The 19,330-nt window shown below is 45.3% G+C and carries 12 protein-coding genes; 3 read left to right on the forward strand and 9 right to left on the reverse strand.

What is annotated here, in order from left to right; all coding sequences use genetic code 11:
- Positions 1 to 4 precede the first annotated feature (4 nt).
- The 7 genes from AC1DM9_RS23950 to AC1DM9_RS23980 form a co-directional block, all read right to left on the reverse strand.
- Positions 5 to 2,824, reverse strand: a complete 2,820-nt coding sequence (locus AC1DM9_RS23950) for an extracellular solute-binding protein (RefSeq protein WP_477582575.1) — start codon at positions 2,822 to 2,824, stop codon at positions 5 to 7.
- Between the two features lie 176 nt (positions 2,825 to 3,000).
- Entirely contained in the window at positions 3,001 to 4,506 is a 1,506-nt protein-coding gene (locus AC1DM9_RS23955; RefSeq protein WP_339206816.1) for an ABC transporter substrate-binding protein, read from the reverse strand.
- Between the two features lie 91 nt (positions 4,507 to 4,597).
- Positions 4,598 to 5,863 (reverse strand): glycoside hydrolase family 125 protein, encoded by a 1,266-nt coding sequence (locus AC1DM9_RS23960; RefSeq protein WP_477512444.1) that lies wholly within the window; start codon positions 5,861 to 5,863, stop codon positions 4,598 to 4,600.
- Between the two features lie 245 nt (positions 5,864 to 6,108).
- A complete protein-coding gene (locus AC1DM9_RS23965) occupies positions 6,109 to 7,770 on the reverse strand; it encodes an alpha-amylase family glycosyl hydrolase (protein WP_477582577.1) in 1,662 nt (553 codons plus the stop codon).
- Positions 7,771 to 7,774: 4 nt separating this feature from the next.
- The gene (locus tag AC1DM9_RS23970) at positions 7,775 to 8,614 is read right to left on the reverse strand and encodes a sugar ABC transporter permease (protein ID WP_076268893.1); all 840 of its coding nucleotides are present in this window, start codon (positions 8,612 to 8,614) and stop codon (positions 7,775 to 7,777) included.
- A 2-nt stretch (positions 8,615 to 8,616) separates the two neighbouring features.
- Entirely contained in the window at positions 8,617 to 9,930 is a 1,314-nt protein-coding gene (locus AC1DM9_RS23975) for a carbohydrate ABC transporter permease (protein WP_076268830.1), read from the reverse strand.
- A 125-nt stretch (positions 9,931 to 10,055) separates the two neighbouring features.
- Positions 10,056 to 11,366, reverse strand: a complete 1,311-nt coding sequence (locus tag AC1DM9_RS23980) for a sugar ABC transporter substrate-binding protein (protein WP_441878547.1) — start codon at positions 11,364 to 11,366, stop codon at positions 10,056 to 10,058.
- Positions 11,367 to 11,861: 495 nt separating this feature from the next.
- Between AC1DM9_RS23980 and AC1DM9_RS23985 the strand changes: the two genes are divergently transcribed.
- Both AC1DM9_RS23985 and AC1DM9_RS23990 read left to right on the forward strand, forming a co-directional pair.
- Positions 11,862 to 12,890 (forward strand): LacI family DNA-binding transcriptional regulator, encoded by a 1,029-nt coding sequence (locus tag AC1DM9_RS23985; RefSeq protein ID WP_076268828.1) that lies wholly within the window; start codon positions 11,862 to 11,864, stop codon positions 12,888 to 12,890.
- Positions 12,891 to 12,894: 4 nt separating this feature from the next.
- The gene (locus tag AC1DM9_RS23990; protein ID WP_477549135.1) at positions 12,895 to 14,838 is read left to right on the forward strand and encodes a glycoside hydrolase family 15 protein; all 1,944 of its coding nucleotides are present in this window, start codon (positions 12,895 to 12,897) and stop codon (positions 14,836 to 14,838) included.
- A gap of 104 nt (positions 14,839 to 14,942) precedes the next feature.
- On the opposite strand, the gene AC1DM9_RS23995 is transcribed toward AC1DM9_RS23990, so the two are convergent.
- Positions 14,943 to 17,234, reverse strand: a complete 2,292-nt coding sequence (locus tag AC1DM9_RS23995) for an alpha-amylase family glycosyl hydrolase (RefSeq protein ID WP_477549134.1) — start codon at positions 17,232 to 17,234, stop codon at positions 14,943 to 14,945.
- A gap of 146 nt (positions 17,235 to 17,380) precedes the next feature.
- Positions 17,381 to 18,400 carry a LacI family DNA-binding transcriptional regulator gene (locus AC1DM9_RS24000; RefSeq protein ID WP_477549133.1) on the reverse strand — a complete coding sequence of 340 codons (1,020 nt, stop codon included), beginning with the start codon at positions 18,398 to 18,400 and terminating at the stop codon, positions 17,381 to 17,383.
- Between the two features lie 414 nt (positions 18,401 to 18,814).
- Between AC1DM9_RS24000 and AC1DM9_RS24005 the strand changes: the two genes are divergently transcribed.
- A complete protein-coding gene (locus AC1DM9_RS24005) occupies positions 18,815 to 19,261 on the forward strand; it encodes a Dps family protein (RefSeq protein ID WP_477582579.1) in 447 nt (148 codons plus the stop codon).
- The last annotated feature ends 69 nt before the right edge of the window (positions 19,262 to 19,330 follow it).

The following is a 19,330-nucleotide window of genomic DNA, read 5'->3' on the forward strand; positions in this document are numbered from 1 at the left end:
AGCATCATTCCAACTTGAACTCCCGCCTTTTTCGCGTTATTTCAGTATTAACTTCTTTCACATAGTCCAGAAGAGATTCAGGATCTCCGTTGTTATACGCCGTTGCGGCAGCAAATCCAATACTTCGGGTCACATAGTAACCGCCCGGCACCTCCGGTGTACCTGTTGCGAACGACCACTGCGTCATCAAATGGTCATACTCTGTTTTTGTCCAAGGCATATTAACAAGGGCTTCCATATTGGCGGTCGCTTGTTTGGCTGCCTTGCCGAGAATCGCTTCCATTTCCATTCCGAATCTGGACTGCGTCTCTGCACTCGTCCACCACTCCATAAAGCGCCATGCGTCATCCTTGTTCTGGACGCCCTTAAGCATCATGATCGCTGTCCCCGTCGACGGCGTCGCCCGGTTCAATTGTCCATCCTCCATCACCGTTCCAGGAAGCGGAGCAAATTCCCACAGTCCTTTAATTTCAGGAGCAAACGCGATTAATTGGTTGTATGTCGTATAATCCGCGATGCCTATCGGCATTTCCCCAGTTCGGAAGCGGTTGCTGAAATCATAATCCCTCGGAAACTTATAGGTCGTGAACAGCTCCGTCTGCTTCTGGAACGCATCGATCGTCAGATCGTCTTCCAGCGTTGAGCGGCTGCGCTCCTTGTTGTAAAGCTCCCCATTTTTCTGATACAAAAAGATTTGCAAGCCGGTAATATCCGCCGGAAAACCAATTTGCATATTTTGTTTCTGAATTTCCGGTATTAGCTTGTAAAACTCATCCCATGTCTCTGGAGCCTTCAGCCCCATATCATGCAAAATATCTTTCCGATAAAACATCATGGGAAACGATTGCGTTTCCGGCAAAGCGTATACTTTTCCGTCTAATTCGAAGGGCACTAATGCACTAGGATGGAATCTAGAGGCAATAGCATCATAGTTCGGCATGTCTTTGATGTTCTCCACCGCATGTCTTAACGCGTATTGAATAGGGTCGGCAGCTAGATTTCCCATCGCCACATCCGGCCCCGTACCTGCGAGCACCGATGGCAAAAGCGTTCCTTCCGTTACCAGCTTGAGCTTTACGTTTATGCCCGATTCCGGCGTAAACGTGTCATTGATCATTTCCCTAATAATTTGCGATTGATCGCGTCCAGACGTCAGCCATACTTCGAGCGGCTCTCCTTTGGTTTCACCTTCTGTATTCAAGGCATTGTAATCCACAAAGAAAGACATCGAAAAAGACTTCGCTTCAAACATCATTTTTTTGAAAAAGGATGCATCCGCTTTTGGCAGCTTCTTGGACAACGGCATCACGCTAAAATAATCGACCGTTAAAGGCTGCTCGCCTACCGTCAAGATCCACGTACCAAGCGCGCCTACATTTTCTTTAAAAGGGGTAAACGTCTTCGCAATATTGGCTTCCGGATTTTTAACCATTTGCTCGAGCTGGAAGGCGACTTTATCGAGCAGCACCATGTTTTCGCCTTTTTGACCAACCAGCGCCTCCATGTCAGCCGATACTTCTCTAAGTATCGCGGCATGCTCCCTCATGGCAGCTATGGCATCCGGTATTAATTTCTCAAAGCCGTAATCACGATACAAATCCGGCTCAGCGCCGGTTATCATCAGAATTTGCCGATATACGGCATTCAGTTGAAATAAACTATCATCAACCCTGTTCAGCACATCAGCCAAATCTCCGAGCGTGACCTCCATCGTCAGCTCATGCTCGCCCGGTTCTAGGTAAAAAGAAAACGCCTGATCGTCGTTCCCCAACGTTTTCACTTGCCAGTTGTTCCCGTATTTAAATTTCACAGCTTTCGCTTCTTTAAACGGTACGGCTCCATCCAGCAAAATTTTACGGTTGACGTACATCCCAGCTAATTTGTTTTGCTTGAATCTCGTTGCAATCTTGTATAGGCCCGCTTCCTCTACCGTGAATCGGTAGCTGATCCATTGACCAGGCATTTTCCATTTATCGCCGCCTATGCTGTTCAAGCGAAGCTTCGATGGGTCCTGCGGCTCGGTTATAGCTGATGAGCGATCGGACACCGGATATAGCGTATTATCAGATTTCTCAAAGCTGTTTTCCGCTTGAACCTTAATTGTCTCGGCGTCCGCTTCCTTATAGCCTTTTGCTTCATAACCCGCTTTTACTTCATCATAGGTCGGAAGCTCCTCCGCTTTATAAATACGAACGGTATTTAAAACCACTGATTCCCTCACCGATTCGAATCCAATGGTATGCTTACCTTTTTCCAAATAAAATAGTAATGGATCGTTATAATAGCCAAGCAAATCATGCAACAGCACCGTTCTCCATCTAGGCGCTTCTGTCTGTTTCGGCCTAATGTCATTTCCTTTTTTGTCTTGCGCAATCTCGCTTTTGTCCTTCCAAACCCGTGATAAATTTATGTATTTCGCTTCGTTATAAGGTACTTCACCGTCAATTGATATCATTCTTTCAATGGAATTGCCTTTCCCATCTATCGGGTAATAAAGCAGTTCTACATTGTACATGCCACTCTCAGGAACGTTAATTTCCCATTCAATCTTTCCGATTTCGCCCGTAAGAACAGATTTGCCTTCCTTTCCTTCAAAATGATCGAGGGTTTTCAAATCTCCCTCCGCATTCGTATACGCATCCGCCTTGATCACAATATCCGCTTTCCCAGCTTTTTTATCGGCGTGCTGTTCAAGATAGGTACGGTAGCTTTGCAGCTTGATTAAGTTGTCATCCTTGCTTGCAAATGCCGCATGCGGCCAAACAATCACCAACAAACATAAGGCTATTGCTGCAACTGATAATTTCGCTATTTTATTATTCATAAACGTTCAACTCGCACCGTCATATTTGTTTCCTCCATATGGACAGAGATTCATTGCCTTTTCGTGAACGATAGGGAAAGCAGCCTCTTTTTTTTGCAAAAAAAAGAAAAGGGGCTGTTGCGCTAGCAGCAATCGTCATCTGTCTGACAGCCCCTTTATCTATTTGGTGAAAGCTGCTATTCCGCCTTTTTCTCTTCCTCAGGCTTCGGTTCAGGCTCTACGAATTCACCTTTCAGCCTTAAAGCAAGCTCCTCAAGACCAATATTTACAGCATCCTCGATTTCCGCAACCTTGGAGGCAGGCTCTAGGTTCTGATCGTAGAACCCAACATCGGGAATGAGTGCCAAACCACTGTGTACATTGCCTTGCATTTGCTGACCGATGAACGCCATGTCCGACACGCCATAATTTTTCAGCTGCAAGAGCGTTTGAAGCGATTCCTCATCACGCAACTGAGTGAGAGCAATTTCATCCATCCAAATTTTCTCTTCGCTTTGCGCTTTCCACGCTAGTGCATCCAAGATAAGTCCGGTTTTATCAAGCTCTTTGTTCGTTACCGGCACTGCGATCGAAGGAGCATCATGGCTTACCCAATCAAGGTAATCGTCTGTGTTATTGCCCATAGGCAATGGGATAAAGCCAAAGTCACTTTCCATTTCATAAATCGGATCAATAACGCCTCTGCCTCTGGAGTAGGCTAAAAACAGCGATTTCCCTTCTGCAAAAGCTTTCACGTAAGCGTCCATATCCTCGCCTTCGTTTTTCGGGAAGAACGTATCACCTTTTTTCGCCATCTTCTTAATCATTTCAATCGTCTCGTATGCTTTTGGTGTATTTACTGCATATTTCATTTTTCCATCACTGGCGATATCAATGATTTTATTGCCGGATGCCAGATAAAGCGCTACAGAAATATCCCAGTCATGTCCAGTCGCCAGTCCATAACGGTCATTGCTGTCCATCACGCCATCACCATTTAGATCACGTTTTGCCGCTTGCTCCATCTCGAGCATTTTCTGGAATGTCCATTGTTTGTTTTTTACCAGCTCATAAGGATTTTCAAGACCTAGCTCTTGAATAATGCTTTTGTTGAATGCCAGAACCCATACTTCATCCCCCTGGTTAGCGAATGGAGCTGCTGTTCCATATGTTCTGTTGTCATAAGTGAGCAAGAATGAAGTGTTGTATTCCTTCCAATAATCTTGATCCATCCGAAGGTTAGGAATCGTATTCATGTCCACAATACGCTTGCCGTTGATATGTCTTCCCAGCTCCCAAGTAGGAGCAACGATGATGTCAGCGTATTTGTCGCCCGCCAGTACCGCCGCGCCAAACTCTTCCTCGGAATGTTTTCTCACTTCAATTTTTACGTTGTATGTTTCTTCTACCCACTTGATTCGATCAATAATGGCATTGGCGTGATCAGAGCTTCCTTCTTGCGGGAACCATCTGTTCGCATTGTTATCCGCAACGATAAATTTATAACCGCCTAAATCTTTTACTGGAGGAGCTCCGTCATCTGGTGTTGCTTCCGGACTTGGCGAGGCTGTGTTTTCTGCCTTGTTCGTTGCTTCAGCCGTCTCCTTGTCTTTGCCTCCGCCGTTATTACTTGTGCAAGCACTCGCAAAGATGGAAATAATGAGGACGCATACGACTAACAAAAACATTCTCTTTTGTTTCATTTTTCTGCCCCTTTCAAATCTTTTATTTGTTATGCAAGTCCTGTCCTCAGCGGAGTCAGGCCCGCTCTAACACAAGTGGAGGTCAAACCAATTAAAAGAGATGCTGTTTCTTGTCTTCTACGAGTTTATAAATAAGTTCACCGAGTAAGCTGTTAGCCCATGCAAACCACGGTCTCGTGAATTCATTCGGATTGTCTACGTGAAAACCCTCATGCATAAAACCAGTACCGCCATCTGAGCTAATTATCGTTCTTAGAAGTTCTTGTATTTCTGCGTCGTTGTCTGAAGTGAGCGCTTGCATGACTAGGCTGATATGCCATATGTAATTCGTGGGAGTATGTGGGCTTCCGATCCCTCTAGCTGCTTTTCCTGCGTAATAATAGGGATTCTCTTCACTTAAAATAAACCTTCTCGTATTCTGATAGATGATATCCTCTTTGCTTGTATATCCGAGATAAGGAATCGACAGCAGGCTTGGCACATTAGCATCGTCCATCAAGTTGTAATTTCCTAAGCCATCTGTTTCGTAAGCGTATATTTCGCCAAACGTTTCATGCTTGTATATCCCAAATGCTTTGATGCCGGCATCGATTTCGCCACCTAATTTCTTGGCTGCGAGCGCCAGCGTTTCGTCTTTGTATATGTCTTGGGCGATTTCTTCCACATATCTCAGCACAACAACAGCGAACATATTCGCAGGAATCAAATAATGATATTTGCACGAATCGTCGCTTGGCCTAAAACCCGACCATGTCATCCCTGTATAGGCAACGGGACTCCCTTTTCCATCGTGGCTTAACGTATCCGATTCTGGACAATTAAATCTTTGGAAGCTGTAGCTCGATTGTTCTGCATGCTTCTGCTCGACTGTCCAAAGCCCAATAATTTTGTTAACCGCTTCTTTAAAAGCATCATCAAACATTGCGGTGCTGTTTGTGGCCTTCCAGTACAAATAAGCGAGCTGTATCGGGTAACATAGGGAATCAATTTCATATTTTCTTTCCCATACCCATGGATTGCCCTCGGTTGCATCTTCCGTATGTCCCCTGTTGTCCGGGCCTTTATTGAATGCGTTTGCATAAGGATCAATCTGGATATATTGCATTTGCCTTTTGATAAGTCCCTCTATCATTTTCTGATAGTGGCTGTCTGAAACAGCCAGTGGAATATAATGCCGAACCTGAGCTGATGAATCACGCAGCCACATGGCTGGTATATCACCCGTAAATACAAAAGTGGTTCCATCCTCTAGCCATTCCGTCGTCGTCTCCAGCGTGTTATAGAAGCAGTTTTTATAAAACTTAACGATTTCAGGCCACTTTTCCAGAGATGAAATCAATGCGTCACTCTTTTTCATATCGGTAATAGACAGATTCATTCGCAAACATTCCTCCTAATGGTGATCCTTCTACAAGTTGGATAAAGCTTCGTGATAAGCGCTTACAAATAGTATATTATAAACAATATGTCAACATGTCAATATACCAACTAGTAATTTCCTTAATTTTTTTACAAAATTTGAATACAAATGGGCTGGAATCGCATTGGAACGCACAAAAAAAAGAGGGAGCAGCACCGGCGGTGCAGCTCCCTCTTACCGTATTATTTTAATATGACTGTGGTGTAAGCCGGAATGGTCAGTTTCCCATTATCCAACTTTGCCCCATCATTGCTTGAGCGAATGATCCCCTCGTATGATCCAAAAGTTTTGGATGGCTGAAGATCAGCCATCTGATCCTCGCCCGATAGATTGTGCACAACGAGCACTCTCTCGCTAGCAATGACGCGAACATATACACTTAGCTTCTGATTGGCAGGCTCCAGCTTAAACTCGGCTATTCCGCCATTGCGCAAAGCGGGCTCCTCGTTCCGCCACTTTATGAGCTCGCGATAATGGTTTAACAGCGAATGCTTATCTGCTGTCTGTGCCTCAACAGATACCGTCTCGGCATTCCCATTGAATCGCGATTTCTCCCAAGTGGTTTGGCCTTCTCCTCCACTTGCTGCGCTATACCAAGGCATTGGCTCACGAATGTATTCATCCGGCTTAGCCCCTTTCATGCCCAGCTCCTCACCATAATAAAGGTACGGGGTGCCTGGCAAAGTAAGCAGCATTGCAGCAGCCATCTTGGCATGATTAATATTGCCGTTTAAAACCGTCATGACACGATTCTGGTCATGATTGCTTAGGAACGGCGCATCAACAAATGTACCACCAGATGATTTCTCGTAAACGCCGTATGCACGTCCTAGAGAATAAACTAAGTCTGCATCCTTCTCCGTATCGGCCGCACTCAGCAGCCGAACAGCTAGATCAAAGTGGAATGCGGAGTTCAGCGCTTGGTCAAAGTAAGGCGCAATAACCGTTAGTGAATCCCAAACCTCTCCGATCAGATAAGCATCTGGCTTCACTTTGTTCATGCCAGCTCGGAACTCTTGCCACCAAGCTTTATTTTTCGCTTGAATCTCAGGCGTGCTGGCCGTAGACGCGAAGTCGCCGTAAATATGTTTTGCCGCATCAAGGCGGAAGCCGTCCAGCCCCTGCTCCAGCCAGTATTGTCCGATCTTAATCAATTCCTCGCGAACCTTCGGCTCGTCAAAGTTCAGATCGGGCATGCCTTCCCAGAAGACACCTAAATACTTGAGACTGCCATAGCTATGCCATGGATCACCACCAACTGCCCCATCTGCTCTAACCTTCTCACCTTGTTTAGCAAATGTGTACCAGCTGCGGTAAGGACTGTTCTCATCCTTTAATGCTTCTTTGAACCAAGGATGTTCCTTGCTCGAATGATTAACGACAAGATCCATAATAACTTTAATATCGCGCTTATGCGCTTCATCCAACAGCTTCTGCAAATCATCCAGCGTGCCGTATTCCGGATTTACCGCATAATAATCGGTTGTATCATAGCCATGGTAGCTTGGCGAAGCGTTAATCGGCATTAGCCAAATACCGCTAACCCCAAGCTCCTTTAAGTAATCAAGCTTAGCGGTTACACCATTCAAATCGCCGATTCCATCTCCGTTCGTATCATAGAAGGAACGGACAAATATTTCATAGTATACGCCGCCAGGCTGCTCATCTACTGTGTAAGCAGCAGTGGAAGCTTCCCCGCTTGCACCTTCTTCATCCGCTTCTGCAGAAGCTGTGCTACTTGGTTTATTATTGTTCGCCGCCTCCTCTGAAGAGCAAGCAGCGAGCATAATAAAGATTAGCGAGCATAACAGGACTATCGCATAACGCAAACGGCTGCGGTTCATTCTCTTATCCTTTCGAAGCGCCAGACATCAGCCCTTGTACAAGGAAGCGCTGCAAGAAGATGAATAGGAGAGTAATCGGGATCGCAATCAACACCGCACCCGCGGCAAACAACGTGAAGTTGCTGTTCTGATAATTGCTTACAAGATCCCACATTCCTACAGCAAGTGTCCAGTTGTCTTTGCTTCGAAGTACCAATCTTGCAAAGATAAAGTCTACCCATGAACCAGCAAATGTAGTCAGCGCTACATAGGTTAACATCGGACGCGACAGCGGAAGCATGATTTTTACGAACACCTGCAGATGAGTTGCTCCGTCGATCCGAGCCGCTTCATCCAAGCTCCGAGGAATCGTATCGTAAAAGCCTTTAACGACAAAGCCACCGAGCACTGCACCAGCAGAATATACGATAATGAGCGCCGCATGTGTATCGAGCAGGTTAAGCTGCAATAAGAAGATAAAGATAGCGATCATACTCATGAAGCCAGGGAACATGCCCAGTACAAGCATAATCGTCAGTGTCATCTTACGGCCGCGGAAGCGGAAGCGCGACAACGCGTACATGCTGAGCGTGACCAGAATCGTAGAGAAGATCATCGTCAACGTCGCAATTTTGAGCGTATTCACGTACCAAACACCGTATTGGAAGCTTGGATTCGTAAATAACTCCTTATAATGAACAATTGTGAATGTATCAGGAATAAGACTGTCGCTAAACAGAGCCGTGCCCGGGCGAAGCGAGGATAGCAGCACCCAAAGAGCAGGATAGATAGCGCACACAGCTATAAATATTAGAACGACATAGCTAAGTGTCAGGCGCACAATATTGGCGGTTTTCCGGCCCATTTTCATTGAATCATATCCTCCTCTTTAAATGACCGTGAGCGACGATAGTTATAAATAGAGAACGACGCTACGATCAAGAAAATGATGATACCGATCGCGGATGCCATATTGAACTGACTGTTGTTCAGCGTTAGCTTATACAACCAGGTTACAAGCAAGTCCGTGCTGCCGGCGTACTGGTAATCACCTTTAACCGGGTCACCGTTCGTGAGCAAGAAAATAACGTTAAAGTTATTCATGTTGCCAGCGAACTGTGTAATCAGAATCGGTGCCGTCGAGAACAAAATAAATGGCATCGTAATAATACGGAATTTCTGTATGCCTGTTGCGCCGTCAACATCGGCAGCTTCGTACAGGTCTTTCGGAATTGCAGTCAATACGCCTAGAATAAGTACCATTGAAACCGGGATACCAATCCACATATTAACGATAATAACCGTTACCTTTGCCCAAAATGGATCTGTCAGCCAAGGCAGCTTGCCCATACCAAAAAACTTTAAGTATTGATTGATCGGACCAAATTGTCCATTAAACAAATTTCTCATGACGAGCAAGGAGATCAATTGCGGAATGGCATAAGGAATAATGAACAATGTCCGCCATAGCTTTTTAAAACGAATGCCTTTTTGCTCAATTAGCAGCGCAACTAACAAACCGCCGAAATACGTCGTTACCGTTGCAATAACAGCCCATACAATCGTCCAAGTAAATACGCCAACGAATGTATGGCTCCACGTTTTCAAAGTCAATAGATTAGCAAACGTTTGGAAGCCTACCCAGTCAACCAGCTTAGCTGGCGGAATATGATCAGGCGATGCGTAGTTGGTGAAAGCAAGCATAATCATGAAGATAATCGGCATGATCGTTAGAAACAATACACCGAGCGCCGGAAGCGTAAGCAGTAAGTGCGGAAAATTACGATCCGTTACATAAGCCCACGTCTTCCGAAAGCTTGCTGGCGCCACTCCTGCGTCTCTTTGCTTGCCGTTCAGATAAGCATCGCGGATATTCATAACATAGATAAAGACAAATAGCAGGAATAAAATTAACGTTATTAATCCACTGATTAGAAGAAAGATCGAATGGTCTCCCTCTACACGAACACTGATTTTACCTATTTTCTCAAGCCCTTGCGTTTTCTCTCCGAGCGTGACAACTCCCCAAATCGCTCTTCCTAGGTTTGGAATAAAATACATGAGCGCCGCTGCTTCAACAGCAAGCATAATTAAGCCTTTTATAAATTGGCGGTTATACAATTGGCCAAGACCCATTACGAGTAACGACAATATAGCCGCGGTGCTGCGATGACGATTCATCCCGCCTGGCTCCCTTCCTTTCATATAAAAAAACTTGTTGCAACTTGCTAGTATGGAAAGTATCGCTTATAAAACATCGGTTCACCCGCCGAAGGAATTCGGCGGGTGAAACCGTTGATATGATGTTATTTCGATGCCGCTGCGCCGTTGTTAGCGTCTTTAATTTGTTGCACGGCATTGTCTAAAGCTGCTTTTGCATCTTTGCCGGAGTTCCATACGTCAGAGAACGCTGCTCCGATAGGAGTCCATACATTGCCCATCTCAGGGATGGAAGGCATTGGCGTCGATTGGTTGAATTGCTCCAAGAAACCTTTTACCACTTCATTGCCTTGTACAGTAGGATCTGCTGCTGCTTCTGTGTTCGCAGGAATAGCGCCTGTCAGTTCAAAGTTTTTCAACTGAGCTTCTTTTGTAGATGCATAGTAAGAGAATAGACGTGCTGCATTCGGGTATTTCGAGAATGAGTTAACATACCAAGCTTTAATGCCTGAGAAGGAAGAAGCCGGTTGGCCGTTGATGCTAGGCAATGGAGCTACGCCGAAATCGATGCCAGCGTTTCTGTAATCGCCAATTGTCCAAGGTCCGTTAATATCCATTGCAAGTGTACCGCCGATGAACAAACCTTTTTTAATATCGTAGTTGATATCGCCAGAGTTAAGCGGCAAAATGCTGTCTTTCAATGAACCGTAGTATTTCAAACCAGCGATTGCGCCTTCTGTGTTAAGGCCGATATCGTCTTTGTTTTGACCGTTATCGCCGTATACATAACCGCCAGTTGAGATGAACGGATAGCTGAAGTAGAAGTTTCCTACATCCCACATAAGACCGTATTTGTTGTTTTTCGTATCGTTGAACGTTTTCGAGAATGCTACTACCTCATCAAACGTTTTTGGAGCTTCTTTGATTAGTGCTTTGTTATAAAACAATGCGTATGTTTCTACCGAGCGCGGGTATCCATAAAGCACGCCGTCATAAGATACTGCATTTACTGCAATTTCCGAGTTTGCGCTTCTTGATTGCTCTTCATAGTAGTCATTTGGCAAAACCAATCCAGCTGTTACTGCTTTACCAAGGTTATCATGAGGGAAAAGAACAACGTCAGCGCCAAGACCTGCAGGGCCGTCTGTAACCAGCTTGTTTACTTGATCGCCTGCGCCGATTTCCTCGAATTTAATTTCAATGCCGTATTTTGCAGTGAATTCCTTCGCGATGGCTTCAACGAAAGGACGTTCCTCTTTACTTTCCCATATAAGCAGTGATGCGCCTTCTTCAGGAACGATTTCTTCTGATGCAGTACCTTCGTTAGCAGGTGTATTATTCGTTGGAGCATTTGTTGCATTTCCAGTTTTCTCTGTGTTTTCTGCCTTATTTGTTCCACCACAAGCGGAAACGATAAACAAGGCTGTGATTAATGACATTACAAACCACTTTTTCATGCTAGGTGATCCCCCTCCATAATGTGTTTCATGCCTTTTTTTTGAATTCGCGGCGTTCCAACAATTCCTCAAGCTCTTTTCTAATAGGCTGCATTCGCACAAACGTTTTATTCATCGTTCTGAAAAGCTTACTTCCATCATAAATTGGTAAGCTCAACAATGCGCAAACGTTTGTACAAATCATACTAGAAAATAATTTGTGAGCGGTTTTTATGCCGTTTCACAGCTGAAAACATGGTGGAATTGTTTTGAAAGCGTTCTATTCGTGGATTCATCATACAACAAGGTGCACGGTTTGTTAAAACGTTTGCACAGTTCAATATTCCGCTTAAATACGGAGTTATCTTCAATTTTCTTCGATATTCTCCTTCTCATTCAGTTTTTCAATATTTGTGAAACGCTTACTTTAGATATATATTTACTTTTAGGCAACAGTTGCATTAGGATGAAGCATATAAAGCAAGCACGTTTGCGCGGGTGGGGGTTCAACTTAATATGGTAACCATTAAAGATATTGCAAAAGCTGCAGGGGTATCTCCTTCCACTGTATCAAGAGTCGTCTCTAATCATCCTAGAATTAGCAAGGCAACCTCTCAGAAGGTCAAACGGTATATGGAAGAAATGGGCTACCATCCTAACGTGATGGCGAAGAGTCTGGTATCAAAAACAACACAAACCTTAGCCATTATGCTGCCTCGACCAGCTGAAGAGCTGTTTCAGGACTTTTTCTTCGGTGAATTGCTTCGCGGAATACTGACGCAATCAACAAGAGCGGGATACGATATGCTGCTTACCGCAGCGACGTCGCCAAGCGACGAGACGGAAACCGTATCGCGTCTTGTATTCGGTAGACGAGTTGACGGCGTTATCTTGTTATCCTCTCGGGTAAATGACCCTTTAATCGACCTATTGGACAAACATAAGTTTCCTACTGTATTAATAGGCCGCACAGAAAATCGGCCTAATATATTATCAGTCGATAATAACAATGAGCAAGCAGCTTATGATGCGACGCAGCATCTCATTGTCCAAGGCCATGAAAGAATCGGTTTTGTTAGCGGTCCGCCATCATTAACCGTTGCACATGACCGGATGGAAGGCTACCGCAGAGCCATGTCCGAAGCCGGTTTGCCTGTTCGATCCGAATGGATCGTTGAAGGCGAGTTTCTTCAGCAAAGCGGCTATCGTGCCATGTCATTTATGATGAGCCTGCCTGAAAGGCCTAGCGGCCTTGTTGTCATCGATGATGTGGTCGGATTCGGCGTATTGCGCGGCCTGACAGAGCTTGGGTACAAGGTGCCTGATGATCTTAGCATCGTAAGTTTCAATAACATTGCATTGTCCGAACTTGCAACACCGCCGATCAGCTCGATAGATATCGGAACCTATCAGCTCGGCTATACCGCATCACAAATGTTGATTCGTCTTATCCAAGAAGAAAGCATACACCAGAACAGAATGATTATTCCGCATCGGCTGATCGTTCGCGAATCATCGATTCAAACCGTATCCAAGAGGAGTTGACAGCATGTCAAATAAAAAACCATTTTTAGTGGATGCCATTATCGGCAATTCAAAGTTTCTCGCATCGCTTGGCCGCACAGGCAAAATGTATCGCCTGTGGTGGCCGAACATTGATTTGCCGCAGCATGTAGACGCTATCCGCACAGGAATTCAGTGGGCGCAATCCCCTGTTTCCTGGTTCGATGAAGAAACGAACGGCTTCACTCATGAGACGGCATATGTTGCAAAAACAAACATTTTGCAAGTGAATGCTCGTACTGAACAACAGCCCGTTCAAGTGGACAGCTTGCATTTTGCTGTTCCGGGCGAAGATATTATCGTTCGTGAATACACGTTCACAAACGTCAGCGATCAACCTGCTTCCTTCTCGTTTATCGTTCACTCTTCTTTTCTCGTAAGCGAGAATAATCTATATAACACAACAATGTTTAATGCCGCTGAAGATTCCTTGGTTCATTTCCGCCATAAGTATTATTTTGCGCTTTCAAGTGCAAACGTATGCACAGGTTATCAATCAGGAATCAACTGGGATAACGTTCAGCATGGGGAGTTGAACGGCAACAACATTGATATGAAGCCAGATGGTGCATTGAACTGGCGTATCAATGAGCTTGCAGCAGGCGCATCTGTAACGATTCCCGTCTATATAACAGCCGGCCATGATGAAGAAAGCGTACTGCAACAAATGCGTACTGCAAAAAGCAAAACAAGCGCAGAATGGGTCCAAGAAACGACTACCTACTGGCATGAATTTTTGGCTGCCGCTGCCCCTTGTCCGATTGACGACAACGAAATCTCAGATCTATATGACCGATCCCTGCTTATGTTCAAGCTCATGTCCGATGAGCAAACGGGCAGCATTATCGCTGCTCCAGAATTCGATGAAAATTTCACGCGCTGCGGGGGTTATTCCTACTGCTGGGGCCGAGATGCCGCATTCATTACAACTGCGCTTGATAAAGCAGGTCTTGGCGCTCTGTCCGACAGCTTCTATGCATGGACGCTTTCTGCGCAATCACCAGATGGTTCATGGCAGCAGCGGCATTATCATGATGGCAGCTTAGCGCCGTCATGGGGTTTGCAAATTGATGAAGGCTCGTCGATTCTTTGGGGAATGTGGCAGCATTATTTGGAGAAAAAGGACTCTGATTTCGCTAAGCAGGTATGGCCTGCTGTAGAGAAAGGCGCATCCTTCTTGATGAGCTTCCTCGATGCAGAGAGCGGCTTGCCGAAGCCTAGCATCGACCTGTGGGAAGAGCGTGAAGCATCGCATACGTACTCCTCTGCCGCTGTATACGGCGGGTTGACGGCAGCAGCGAGCTTTGCCGAGCTAGCAGGCAGACCTGAGCTTGCAGCTGAATGGACGGCTGCTGCGGAGCGGATTTCAGCAGCGATCAAAGAGCTATGCTGGAACGAGGAAGGCGGCCGATTCTACCGCGGAGTTGACCTAACAGTAAACGCAGGCAAATACGAGCAAGCCTTGGCAGCTGGCTCAACTGGTTATGTGACTGAGGGCAATAAAGGCTACAAGAAGCATGTTCTCGATCATGATGCTGTAATCGATATCAGCCTGCTTGGCATCGCTGTACCGTTTGGAGCGGTAGCGGCAGATGATGAATCCATGCGCCGCACTGCAGATGCAGTTGAAGCTGCATTGACTGTACCAGGCGTCGGCGGCATTAAGCGTTATGAGGACGATATCTATATTGGCGGTAACCCATGGATTCTCACTACTTTATGGCTTGCTCACTATCGCATTCAAACCGGCAGCATAGATGAAGCGAAGCAATTGCTGAAGTGGGCGATGGACCATCGCACAGAGACCGGCCTCCTGCCAGAGCAAGTAGACAAAAACACCGGCGAAACCGCTTGGGTTGTCCCGCTTACTTGGTCGCATGCCATGTTTATATTGACGATTTTCATGCTTGCGGATGCAGAAGCAAAGTAAAACCTGCTCTATCCGATTTTAAAGAATCTCAAATACATCAAACCCCGACGGCTGCTTGAACCGTCGGGGTTTTTTATGCTTGAATTCCGCGCTGCTGATTTACATCAAGACCAATTGTAGACGGCAGTGTCAGACGTGCCTGTCGAACTCGCAGGAGAAGTAAACGAGCGGTTCGTTCCACTCTCCCAGATAACATTGCCGAGACTGTCCTTCTTAATGAACTTGAATTCGAAGGTCGTCCCTTTCGGCACACTTACTGGCAGGAACCATACTGGATAGTTCGGATTCATCATCGCTTCCGTCGATTTAGCTGCATCCCAGCTGCCAAGCTCAGGAATGCTRCCGACGATATGAATATTTTGTCCAACTGCCGTTGTAGCGTTGACCTTAAAGATGACCTGCACCTGATCACCCGACAGTACCTCGTAAGTAAAGCTATTGCTGACATTTGTCCCTTTCGTAACCGTAATGCTGCTTGAACCGGCAGCTACAGCTGGAACGACAGCTTCGATAAACGTATCATTGTTGGAAACGATCGTTGCAGCAGCCGTACCGAATTTCACGGTAGCCGTACCGCCTAAGCCCGTTCCGTAAATATAAACGGTATTGCCTGGGCGTCCTGAGGTAGAAACTACATCTCCGATTCTTGGAACGGTAGTGCCAAGCGATGGATTGTATGCCAAAATGTTAACCTCGCCGCCTGAGAGCGTAAAGCTGGAAATTTTATTTTGACCTGATACGCTCGTAACCGTATTCGACGCGCCCATTAGCAGGCCGGACAATCCATCTGTGTATGTTCCTACCGGCAACGTTGTATTAATTGCAGGAACCGTATACGAAATATCTGGCTGTCTATTTACAGCGACAATCACTTGCTTGTCGTAGAACTGACGCTGATAAACGAGAACATTGTCTGTGCTGTACAGGATAGAAGTTGTACCATAAGCGATCGCTTCGTTGGACTGGCGCAATGCCGATAGATTCTTGATCACTTTGAAAGCAGTTGTCGTCTCATCGAAAGCAGCCGCCTTCTGCATAAATGAACGGCCAGCAATATCGCTGCTGTCCGCGGAGGACATATACTGCTCCGTACCGTAATAAATATTTGGTGTTCCACGTGATGTCATAAGCGTTGCGAGCGCAGCGTGATAAGGCTTATTGTTCGATTGAATATAGCGGAACCGCGTAACGTCGTGGTTGTCGAGGAATGTTACCGCTTGATTCTCATAGGAATAATCGGCGCTCGTTTGTGTCAGCATATTACCGAAAGTAGACATCGTCTCGGAGAAGTTGCCGAAAGCATTTGTTGCAGAACGATAAAATTCAAAATCAAGATTATTCACGCCCGTACGGTCAGGGAAGGTACGGAATTCATCATATTTCGGGTCAGGTCTGCTGATAAAAAATTCACCAAAATGAGTGAGCGGTCCGCCTGCAGCGGAGTCAATGGCATCTTTCAAGCCTTTTGTAAATGCAGGATTCATATGCAGCGTTGCATCATGGCGGAAGCCATCAACGCCCTTCGATTTCCAGAACGTCGCTGCCTTCTCCAAATGCGCAACTACATTGGCATTCTCTTGCGAGAAATCCGCAAGCGAGCCGAGCTCCTTATGACGGAAGCCATAACGAGAATTGTCGCCTGCGCGATCGCCTAATCCGTGAAACCAGCCGTTTACATCATTATTCGGGTCGGCGATTAAATTTTCTATTTTGCCATCATTGTTGTAATCGTAAGGGTTGCCAGCAGCATTGAAGGCATAATTGCCGCTTGCGTCTTTATCCGGCTCATAGAGCTTGCCGTCTTCTGGAGAATTGCCGTTAGTCGGGTTTTGCCAGCGGCTCGTATGATTCGTTACAAAATCAATGACCAGCTTCATTCCTTGATTATGGAGAGCATCACGAAGATTCTCAAAGTCCTTCATCAGCCCAAAATGCTGATTCGTTGCAAAATAATTGCGGACATGATACCCATGGAAGCTCGTCCATTTATTCATGCTGCCGCCAGGCTGGTAATCCTCAATTACAGTATCTCTATTCTCGTAAGGTGCGGATATCCAAACAGCTGTTACACCCATATTTTTCAAATAAGGAATTTTGTCGATAATCCCTTGCCAATCTCCGCCTTGATAAAGCTTTAAATCATTGCCATCCCCTTTGCCATCGCCATTCGCATCATCAAATAAAGCAGCGGAGGAGCCAGCAGGGATATTATTGCTTGTGTTGCCATCATAAAATCGATCCGTAATAATTTGGTACACCGTATCCTTTGGCGTAACTGGACTAAGCGCGGACGATGCGGTTAATGCCTCTGCTTCTCTTGGATTAACACTAATTGCCGGCAATACAAGTGCTGCTGCTAATACGAACAAAGCTAACCTTTTCCCTATAACCTTCATCCATTCAACACTCCCCACTATTTTGAAATGCAGATTTATTGCCTAGTTCAAAAAATACCCTCCGTTTAGACGCATGATTTCACCTAGGCTCCTAGAAGTTTGGCATCCCCCCCTTCATAGACTGCAAGTCATCGCGCTGCTTCTGTTCATTTCTTTACTGCTGTGCTTTGCCTAATGGTCAGCTCGACTCCAATTACGACCTTGCGATCGACAGCAGCATCCTTATCCATTTGTGCAGTCAGCAATTTCACAGCCGTCTGTCCTTTGAGCACAATATCCTGATGAACGGTCGTTAAGCCGGGCACCATATAATGGCTGTTTTGATTATCGTCAAAACCCATTACGGACACATCACGCGGCACAACGATACCAAGATCATGCAAGCCTTTAATTAGTCCAATAGCGAGAACATCCGATAAAGCGAATACAGCCGTTAGCTCCTGTCCTCTTGAAGCGATTTGAGATGCAGTGCGATAACCGCCAATGGATGAGGTAGGAACCTCGAAAACATAGTCGCTTTGGTAGGTCAATCCCGCTTCTTTCAGCGCTCTCTTATAGCCGAGCCACCGTCTGTGATTAACGCCTTCTTCCAGCAGTGTCCCGGTCAATAATGCGATGTTCTGGTGTCCAAGCGATAACAGATGTTTTGTTCCGATATAACCGCCAAGCTCATCATCCAACCCAACTTGGTACAGCTCATCGTTTTTTAAATAACTATCCATAAATACACAAGGCACATTCAAATCTAAAATTCGCTCGTATATCGGTGAACCCTCAAATACGCCAATAATGATCAAACCATCCAAATGGCGTTCACGAACGAATGAAAAGGTTTCATCCGGCTCCACCCCGACAAGAAGCACATGCAGCTTCTCGTTCCGTGCTCCTTCTTCAATGCCCGTAACAAGCTGCCAATAAAACGGATTGTCATGCAGCCTGCCTTTCTCCAAAAAAGGGACAATGACCGCTATTAGCGATGATTTCTTATCCTTTAAATTGCGAGCGGACATGCTTGGCGTGAAGTTCATCTCAGCGATAGCTGCTTGAACCGACTGAACCGTATTAGGCGCTACTCTGCCTGTTCCATTCAGCACGTTGGATACTGTAGCAATCGATACTTTTGCGCGTTTAGCAACGTCTTTAATCGTTATTCGTTCCTGACTCATGACGAACCACCTTTACAATAATTAAACGTTTCATCTATGTAAAAGACTTATGAACAAAGAGTTTATATTAGGATATATATGAAATTAATAAATAATTGATTAAACGTTTCATTTAATAATTCATACTATATTTTATCCTGTATATTTCTGTCAATCATTATTTTGTAAGCGCTCTACTTTATCCGGTCAGATGGCTTCTTCTACTCTGTAATAAAAAGAAAAATGAGCTTCAATGCCAATAAGATGTTTCAACTCTAACAAAATGGTGTATACATATTGACAGACATCTTCTAGTTTGTAATAATTATAAACAAGGAGTTAGTCTAATTTAATTCAGAATTTGCAATCAACCTTTCCATTTTTGTATTCACTGACTGCAAATAGCGCAAACTACCATCAGAAAGGATGATCATTATGACAGCACCTACAACTGTACAACAACATTTGAATCGCCAAATCGCCAACTGGAGCGTACTTTACATCAAGCTGCACAATTATCACTGGTACGTAAAGGGCTCTCAGTTTTTCACTTTGCATGCAAAATTCCAAGAGCTTTATGAAGAAGCTGCGCTTCATGTCGATGAAATCGCTGAACGCTTGCTTGCCGTGAAGGGTACGCCTATCGCAACCATGAAAGATTATTTGAAAACTTCAAGCATTGAAGAAGCATCCAATAAGGAAGATGCTACGCAAATGGTTGAGCAATTGATTAAAGATTTTACAACCGTAATCGGTGAACTGAAAGACGGCATGGAGGCCGCACAAAAGGCTGACGACGAAACAACAGCCGACATGCTCCTTGCTATTCATACGACACTTGAGAAGCATGTATGGATGCTTACCGCTTTTAATGGCAAATAATTGTTGCACGTCCTATGCAAAAAGGAGCTTCGGCAGTATACTCACTGTCGAAGCTCCTTTATTTGCTTA

It is taken from the genome of Paenibacillus sp. 01T431 (assembly GCF_056398625.1).

Coding starts and splice junctions, on each gene's coding strand:
- AC1DM9_RS23950 (WP_477582575.1), bottom strand. CDS start 2,824: ATGAATAATAAAATAGCGAAATTATCAGTTGCAGCAATAGCCTTATGT.
- AC1DM9_RS23955 (WP_339206816.1), bottom strand. CDS start 4,506: ATGAAACAAAAGAGAATGTTTTTGTTAGTCGTATGCGTCCTCATTATT.
- AC1DM9_RS23960 (WP_477512444.1), bottom strand. CDS start 5,863: ATGAAAAAGAGTGACGCATTGATTTCATCTCTGGAAAAGTGGCCTGAA.
- AC1DM9_RS23965 (WP_477582577.1), bottom strand. CDS start 7,770: ATGAACCGCAGCCGTTTGCGTTATGCGATAGTCCTGTTATGCTCGCTA.
- AC1DM9_RS23970 (WP_076268893.1), bottom strand. CDS start 8,614: ATGGGCCGGAAAACCGCCAATATTGTGCGCCTGACACTTAGCTATGTC.
- AC1DM9_RS23975 (WP_076268830.1), bottom strand. CDS start 9,930: ATGAATCGTCATCGCAGCACCGCGGCTATATTGTCGTTACTCGTAATG.
- AC1DM9_RS23980 (WP_441878547.1), bottom strand. CDS start 11,366: ATGAAAAAGTGGTTTGTAATGTCATTAATCACAGCCTTGTTTATCGTT.
- AC1DM9_RS23985 (WP_076268828.1), top strand. CDS start 11,862: ATGGTAACCATTAAAGATATTGCAAAAGCTGCAGGGGTATCTCCTTCC.
- AC1DM9_RS23990 (WP_477549135.1), top strand. CDS start 12,895: ATGTCAAATAAAAAACCATTTTTAGTGGATGCCATTATCGGCAATTCA.
- AC1DM9_RS24000 (WP_477549133.1), bottom strand. CDS start 18,400: ATGAGTCAGGAACGAATAACGATTAAAGACGTTGCTAAACGCGCAAAA.
- AC1DM9_RS24005 (WP_477582579.1), top strand. CDS start 18,815: ATGACAGCACCTACAACTGTACAACAACATTTGAATCGCCAAATCGCC.